Raw genomic sequence first — 359 nt, 5'->3', positions numbered from 1 at the left:
TTGCGCGGCAGTCACGTTATAAGCGGGGCTGAGTGAGTCTTCGCTATAATCGAAGCGCAGGGAGTCCGGATCCATATCCAGCTCGCGGGCCATCGTCCCTGACAGCCAGGCCGTTTGCTCCCGCTCACCAAGGGACATCGACGGGCGCGGAAATGACCGCTGTAATGTGCGACTGGCGGGAAACGCCAACATAATGTGATGACGCTGCGGCAGTTCGCGACTCCAAGGTAACAACGTTTTAGCCAGCTGCTGCGCATCAACAATCCGCCCATCTTTGATAATGTCGTTCTCCAGCGGCAACCGCCACCAGCGTTGCAAAAAGCATTCTTTTGCGCCCCGTACGATCGCAACCGCTACCG

The 359-nt window shown here is 57.7% G+C and carries 1 pseudogene; it reads right to left on the bottom strand.

Annotation, left to right across the window (positions count from 1 at the left end):
- Nucleotides 1-359 (bottom strand): annotated as a pseudogene (hofM, locus tag FN960_RS23630) (DNA utilization protein HofM); the annotation flags it as partial.

Source organism: Alkalicoccobacillus porphyridii (genome assembly GCF_007293315.1).
Lineage (GTDB): Bacteria > Bacillota > Bacilli > Bacillales > Bacillaceae_D > Alkalicoccobacillus > Alkalicoccobacillus porphyridii.
The sequence above is the reverse complement of the archived record's forward strand: the minus strand, read 5'-3'. Positions and strand labels throughout refer to the sequence as shown.